6 protein-coding genes are annotated in these 6403 nt (G+C 70.2%); 3 read left to right on the top strand and 3 right to left on the bottom strand.

Features of this window, described 5'->3' with window-relative positions:
• The 3 genes from AC5LUJ_RS10300 to AC5LUJ_RS10290 form a co-directional block, all read left to right on the top strand.
• A partial coding sequence (locus AC5LUJ_RS10300) for a WD40/YVTN/BNR-like repeat-containing protein (RefSeq protein WP_493464831.1) occupies window positions 1–732 on the top strand: 732 nt, incomplete at its 5' end.
• Between the two features lie 21 nt (window positions 733–753).
• Entirely contained in the window at window positions 754–1008 is a 255-nt protein-coding gene (locus AC5LUJ_RS10295) for a hypothetical protein (RefSeq protein WP_250285042.1), read from the top strand.
• A 426-nt stretch (window positions 1009–1434) separates the two neighbouring features.
• Window positions 1435–1686 (top strand): hypothetical protein, encoded by a 252-nt coding sequence (locus AC5LUJ_RS10290; protein ID WP_250285040.1) that lies wholly within the window; start codon window positions 1435–1437, stop codon window positions 1684–1686.
• Window positions 1687–2203: 517 nt separating this feature from the next.
• Here the strand turns inward: AC5LUJ_RS10290 and clpB are convergent.
• From clpB to AC5LUJ_RS10275, 3 genes are all read right to left on the bottom strand, one after another.
• Window positions 2204–4798, bottom strand: a complete 2595-nt coding sequence (gene clpB, locus AC5LUJ_RS10285) for an ATP-dependent chaperone ClpB (protein WP_250285038.1) — start codon at window positions 4796–4798, stop codon at window positions 2204–2206.
• Window positions 4799–5076: 278 nt separating this feature from the next.
• Complete coding sequence (locus tag AC5LUJ_RS10280) at window positions 5077–5598, bottom strand: heat shock protein transcriptional repressor HspR (RefSeq protein ID WP_445548225.1); 522 nt, start codon at window positions 5596–5598, stop codon at window positions 5077–5079.
• On the bottom strand, window positions 5595–6403 hold an 809-nt coding region (locus AC5LUJ_RS10275), incomplete at its 5' end, for a DnaJ C-terminal domain-containing protein (RefSeq protein WP_493464830.1). The genes AC5LUJ_RS10275 and AC5LUJ_RS10280, both read right to left, overlap by 4 nt.

Below are 6403 nucleotides of genomic sequence, written 5' to 3'. Positions count from 1 at the left end.
GTTCTCGTCGGCCTGGGCGACGGCCGGATCCTGCGCACCCGTTTCAGCTCCGGAGCCTGGGGGGCACTCACCGCGTTGACCACTCCCCGCGCGGGAGCGGTCATCAGCGACCTGGCCGCCGAGCCCGGCGGTACCGGCCGCTTGTGGGCAACGAGCAGTACCCGTGGTGGGGGTCGCGTCTGGCGGTCGGACGACGGTGGCACGAACTGGACCGACCGGACCGGCACCCTGCCCGGGCTACCCGTCAACGCCATCGCCGTCGACGACGGCAACCGCAACCGCGTGTGGGTCGCGGCGGACCTCGGTGTCTACCAGAGTTTCGACGGCGGCGCGTCGTGGACCGACTTCTCCGCAAGCCTGCCGAACGCCTTCGTCGGCGACCTGGTGTTTCACCCTCACGCGCGAGTCCTCCGCGCGGGAACACGCAACCGCGGTGTCTGGGAGATTCCCGTCGATGGCTGGATGACGCAGCCCTGGTGCGGCGTCCAGTGGACGGGAACGCTCGCTGCGAACGCCAGCAGCCGCTGGTTCACCTTCAACTGGCCCGCCACCTGGCACGTTCTGTGGACCGCGATGCCCACCAGCCCGGCGCCGGGGTCCCCACAGATCAGCTTCAAGACCCAGGTGGAACGGGCCGACGCCGAACACGTCACATACTGGATCACCGTCCGCAACCTCACCGGTCAGCCCGTCACCTTCGAAGGACGCTTCTGCGTCCTCAGCCGCTACTGATCTGTCTTTCCGGGAGCAGCCATGTGGACCAATGTTCAATTCACCGGAACGCTGCCGGCCGGCGCGACCCAGCGATGGTTCACGTTCGGGTGGCCCGCAGCCTGGCACGTCGTCTGGTACATCCAGCCGACGACCGTACGCCTCGGCTCGCCGTCCACCGACTGGGACGTGGCGGTCGAACGCGCCGACGCCAACAACGTGACCTACTGGATCACCGTTACGAATCTGGCACCTCAACCGATCACCTTCGAGGGACGCTACGCAGTACTCAGCTGACCACTTCTCATGCGTGAGGGAACGACATGCGGATCACCATCCACGTAGACAACCACGACACCCCTGGCCCACCGGCACCGGCACCGGCACCGGGCCAGGGAATCACCATTTCCGACATCGCGCCCACCGGCAGCGTTTCGACCAATGCCGGGGCAGCCCAGGGCGGCCCACCGGCGGAACTTGCAGCCCGCGCGGCGCGGCTCGGGGCACTCTCGGCCGGCCCTGCGCCCAGTGGCCCACCCGAGGTAGCCGGCGCCCCCGGGTTCGCACCAACCGGCCTCGACGCACAGCCATCCGGCAGGGCGGACACAGTGCTCGGCTCCTCGACCGACGCCTCCGCCGGACCGGCGCCCACCGGCGGCTGATCGGCCACCCAACGGGTCCACCGAACCGTCCCACACCAGCCGAACCGAATCGGGAGGGATCATGACAGTTGGCAGGCGCGTGCGTCGGCGTTTCTACATCGAGACCGGACTGACCGTGGCCAGCTTTGTCCTGCTGGTCGCCACCTTGATCAACCAGGAATGGATCGAGGTGGTGTTCGGCGTCGATCCGGACCACGGCGACGGGTCGCTGGAGTGGTTGGTCGCCGCGGCCGTCGCGATCATCGCGATCATCGGTGCCACGTCCGCTCGATCCGAGTGGCGACGCTCGCACGTGGCGGCGGACTCTCTCTAGGAATGTACCGAAAATCTTGCTCGTGCTGCCCTGTTTGACCAAATTTATTGATATATGTCTATTTGGACAATATGAGATGGCTCAGATGAGATTCCACAATCTTCAGTGGTTTTCCGGCTCTATGCAGTTGGTCGGAAGTCGTGTTTGAACACCAACGTCCAGTTGCCGTCTGTCGTGGCGGAGTGTAGCTGTCCGGAGCTTGGAGAAAGGGGCACACCCTAGCCATCACCGCCTACCCCGCCGAAACCCCGGACGAGAACCTGGCAGACGGGGCCATCATCGACAAACAGTTCATCCGCCTCGTCGTCTCCACCTGAACCCTGGACGGCTGTCGGCCATATCGTCGAACAATTCTGCGGGTCCGTCGACATCTGCCATTTCGTGCTATTTTGCGACGCTTCACCATGCGGGCAAGTTCCGCTCACCGAGCAGATCACCCGCACCGGCGGGCAGCCCGATTCCGCCTACGGGCTTTGGGTCTGTAGGCGGTTTTCGTTGGGGTGACAGCGGTTTTTGCCTACGCTTTCTGGACGGCCAGGCCGTGCTGGTTCGGGGCGACGTCCACGAGGACGTTGTCGCCGTCCCGGACGGTGCCGGCGAGCAGTTCCCGGGCGAGTGGGTCGCCGATCGCGGTCTGGACGAGCCGGCGCAGCGGGCGGGCGCCGAAGACCGGGTCGTACCCGGCGTCGGCGAGCCAGGAGCGGGCGGCGTCGGTGACCGTCAGGGTGATCCGCCGGTCGGTCAGCCGGGCGCGCAGCAGGTCGAGCTGGAGATCGACGATGCGGGCCAGGTCGTCCTTGTCGAGCTGGTCGAAGATGAGGATGTCGTCGAGCCGGTTGAGGAACTCGGGCTTGAACGCCTCCCGCACCGCGATCATGACCGAGTCGCGCTGCACCTGCGGGGGCAGGGTCGGGTCCGCGATGAACTGGGAGCCGAGGTTGGACGTCAGCACCACGATCGTGCTGCGGAAGTCCACCGTGCGGCCCTGCCCGTCGGTAAGGCGTCCGTCGTCGAGGACCTGCAGAAGGATGTCGAAGACGTCAGGGTGGGCCTTCTCCACCTCGTCCAGCAGGATCACGCTGTAGGGGCGGCGCCGGATCGCCTCGGTGAGCTGCCCGCCGGACTCGAAGCCGACGTAGCCGGGCGGGGCACCGATGAGCCGGGCCACCGAGTGCTTCTCGGCGTACTCGCTCATGTCGATGCGGACCACCGCGCGTTCGTCGTCGAACAGGAAGTCCGCGAGCGCCTTGGCCAGCTCCGTCTTGCCGACGCCGGTCGGGCCGAGGAACAGGAACGAGCCGGTCGGCCGGTCGGGGTCGGAGATGCCCGCGCGGGCCCGGCGCACGGCGTCGGAGACGGCCCGCACCGCGGCGTGCTGGCCGACGACGCGGGCGTGCAGCTCCTCCTCCATGCGCAGCAGCTTGGTGGTCTCCCCTTCCAGCAGCCGGCCGGCGGGGATGCCCGTCCAGGACGCGACGACCTCGGCGACGTCGTCGGGGCCGACCTCCTCCTTGAGCATGGCGCTGCCGGGCTCGTCCGCGCCGGGCAGCGCGTCGGTGGCCGCGGCGAGCCGCTTCTCCAACGTCGGGATCGTGCCGTAGCGCAGCTCGCCGGCCTTGGCCAGATCGAGGTCACGTTCGGCGAGGTCGAGGGCGCGCCGGGCGTTCTCCAGCTCCTCCTTGGCCTTCTGCACCTCGACGATGGAGCTCTTCTCACGCTGCCAGCGGGCGGTCAGGCTGGACAGTTCCGCCCGTTTCTCGGCGAGCTCGCGCCGCAGCCGCTCGCGGCGCTCCTTGGACGCGCTGTCGCTCTCCTTGGACAGCGCCATGTCCTCGATCTCGATGCGCCGGACGGCGCGCTCGAGCTCGTCGATCGCCACCGGCCGGCTGTCGATCTCCATCCGGAGCCGGGACGCGGCCTCGTCCACCAGGTCGATGGCCTTGTCGGGCAGGAACCGCCCGCTGACGTACCGGTCGGAGAGGGTGGCGGCGGCGACGAGCGCGGCGTCGGTGATCCGGACACCGTGGTGCACCTCGTAGCGCTCCTTCAGCCCGCGCAGGATGCCGATGGTGTCCTCGGCGGACGGCTCGCCGACCAGCACCGGCTGGAAGCGGCGCTCGAGCGCCGGGTCCTTCTCGATGCGGGTGCGGTACTCGTTCAGAGTGGTGGCGCCGATCATGCGCAGCTCGCCGCGGGCGAGCATGGGCTTGAGCATGTTGCCGGCGTCCATCGCGCCTTCGGCGGCGCCCGCGCCGACGACCGTGTGCAGCTCGTCGATGAAAGTGATCAGCCGGCCCTCGGCGGAACGGATCTCGTTGAGGACGGCCCGCAGCCGCTCCTCGAACTCGCCCCGCAGCTTCGAGCCGGCCACCATCGAGCCGAGGTCGAGCGAGACGATACGCCGGCCGCGCAGGGACTCCGGCACGTCACCGGCGACGACCCGCAGCGCGAGCCCCTCGACGATCGCGGTCTTGCCGACGCCGGGCTCGCCGATGAGGACCGGGTTGTTCTTCGTCCGCCGGGACAGGACCTGCACGACGCGGCGGATCTCGGCGTCGCGTCCGATGACCGGGTCGAGCTTGCCGGCGCGGGCCTGCTCGGTGAGGTCCACGGAGTACTTGTCCAGCGCGCGGTAGGAGCCCTCGGGATCACGGCTGGTCACCCGGTGGACGCCGCCGCGCACGGTGTCGAACGCGCCGCGCAGGGCCTCCGAGCTCGCCCCGAACTCGGTGAGCACCCGGGACGCCTCGCCGCCCTCCTCCGCGAGCGCGACCAGCAGGTGCTCGACCGAGGTGTACTCGTCGCCGAGCCGGTTCGCCTGCCGCTCCGCGTTGTCCAGGACGGTGATGAGCTGCCGGGACAGCTGCGGCGGGGCGACGGACGCGCCGGTAGCGTGCGGCAGCCGGCCGACCGCCGCCTCGGCGCGTCCGCGTACCTGGGCGAGAGGCACACCGACGGCCTCGAGCAGGTCCACCGCGACCCCGCCGGTCTGGCTCAGGACGGCGACCAGCAGGTGCAGGGGGTCGACGAGCGGTGAGCCGTCACCGGTGGCGCGGCTGACGGCGGAGGACAGGGCTTCCTGCGAGCGGGCGGTGAGGCGGTCAGCGTTCATCGGAGTCCTAAGATGATCGTTTTGGGCGTACCATCTTCGTAACGCTCAGGATAGTTGAGTCGTTCCCACTTAAGTTTGCGTGATGCGAAGCGTCCGCCCCGCACGCGACGGCTCGCGACTCGGCGGCTCGACACGGATCGTCGACGGCGCGCCGTCCGGCGAAGCCGCTGCCCGACGGGGAACCGCGTTCGACGTGGGGGCGGCGGCCGGCGAGGGACCGGCGAAGGAGCGGCGGCCGGCGAGGGAGCGGTACCCGAACGAGCCGGCGTTCATGGCCGCTAGCGGCGGGAGCCGGGCCGCCAGACCACTATCGCGCTGCGGTCGACGGGAACCAGGTCGCGCCGGTGGCTGCGGTGCGCCTCGGCGACCCGGCGCTCGGCCTCGGCGCGGACCGCCGCCAGCTCCTCGGTCAGCTGCCGGACCTGCGCCTGCAACATCATCACCTGGCTGCCCAGCTCCAGGATCCGCCGGACGCCCTGGAGGTTGACGCCCTCCTCCTGGGACAGCCGCTGGACCTCGCGCAGCAGCGCGACATCCCGCACGGAGTACCGCCGGCCGCGTCCGGACGTGCGGCCGGGAGTGACCAGGCCGAGGCGGTCGTAGGCCCGCAGCGTCTGGGGGTGCATGCCGGCGAGCTGTGCGGCAATGGAGATCACGTATACCGGTGTGTCGTCGTCGTGCGCGGGGCTCGGGCGGGGTGCCGCGGGCGTTCCGGACGGGCCGGGCGGGACGCCCGCGGGCCTCGCCGGCGCCGGAGCCGGCCCCGGCGGGTCGGCGGTACGGCTCGGTCGTGACTTCATGACCGGCCCTCCATCTGTTCCATCAGTGTCGTGCGCGGATCCTCGGGATGGGCGTGGGCGAACTCCTGGAGCGCCGTCCGCGCCTTCGCGGAGAGATCCGTCGATTTCGGCACGGTCACGTCGACGGTCACGATGAGGTCGCCGTGACCGCCCCCGCTACGCGGCACTCCACGACTACGTACCCGCAGACGACGCCCACTCGACGTGCCAGGCGGGATCTTCACCGTCAGCGGGGCGCCGTCGATCGTCGGGACCTTCACCGAGGCGCCCAGGGCGGCCTCCACGAAGGTCACCGGCAGGACGACCGTGAGGTTCTGCCCCTCGCGGTCGAACACCGGATGGGCCAGCACGTGGACGGTGACCTCCAGATCGCCCGCCTGGCCACCGCGTTCGCCCGGCGATCCGCGCCCGCGCACCCGCAGCCGCTGGCCGTCGGCGACCCCCGGTGGGATGCGGATCCGCTGCTCGCGTTCGCGCCGGCCGCTGCCCTGGCAGTCCGGGCAGGGCGAATCGATCACCGTTCCCTTGCCGAGACAGTCCCGGCAGGGCTCGGAGAGCGCGAAGCCCCCCTGCGACCGCGACACCACGCCCAGCCCCCGGCAGGTCGTGCACGTCCGCGGCGCGGTGCCCGGCCGGGCACCGCTGCCCCCGCAGGTCAGGCAGGTCGCGGCGCCGGGCAGGCGGACCGTCGCCTCCAGGCCGGAGAGGGCCTTCTCGAACGGGATCGTGACCTCGGCCGCGATGTCGGCGCCACGGCGTGGCCCACGGCCGCCCGGTGACCGCTGGAACAGGTTGTCGAACAGCC

This window comes from Protofrankia sp. CiP1_Cm_nod3, from assembly GCF_982290655.1.
Note: the sequence above shows the minus strand (reverse complement) of the source record. Positions and strands in the feature narration are given on the sequence as shown.

Coding starts and splice junctions, on each gene's coding strand:
- AC5LUJ_RS10290 (WP_250285040.1), top strand. CDS start 1,435: ATGACAGTTGGCAGGCGCGTGCGTCGGCGTTTCTACATCGAGACCGGA.
- AC5LUJ_RS10295 (WP_250285042.1), top strand. CDS start 754: ATGTGGACCAATGTTCAATTCACCGGAACGCTGCCGGCCGGCGCGACC.
- clpB (WP_250285038.1), bottom strand. CDS start 4,798: ATGAACGCTGACCGCCTCACCGCCCGCTCGCAGGAAGCCCTGTCCTCC.
- AC5LUJ_RS10280 (WP_445548225.1), bottom strand. CDS start 5,598: ATGAAGTCACGACCGAGCCGTACCGCCGACCCGCCGGGGCCGGCTCCG.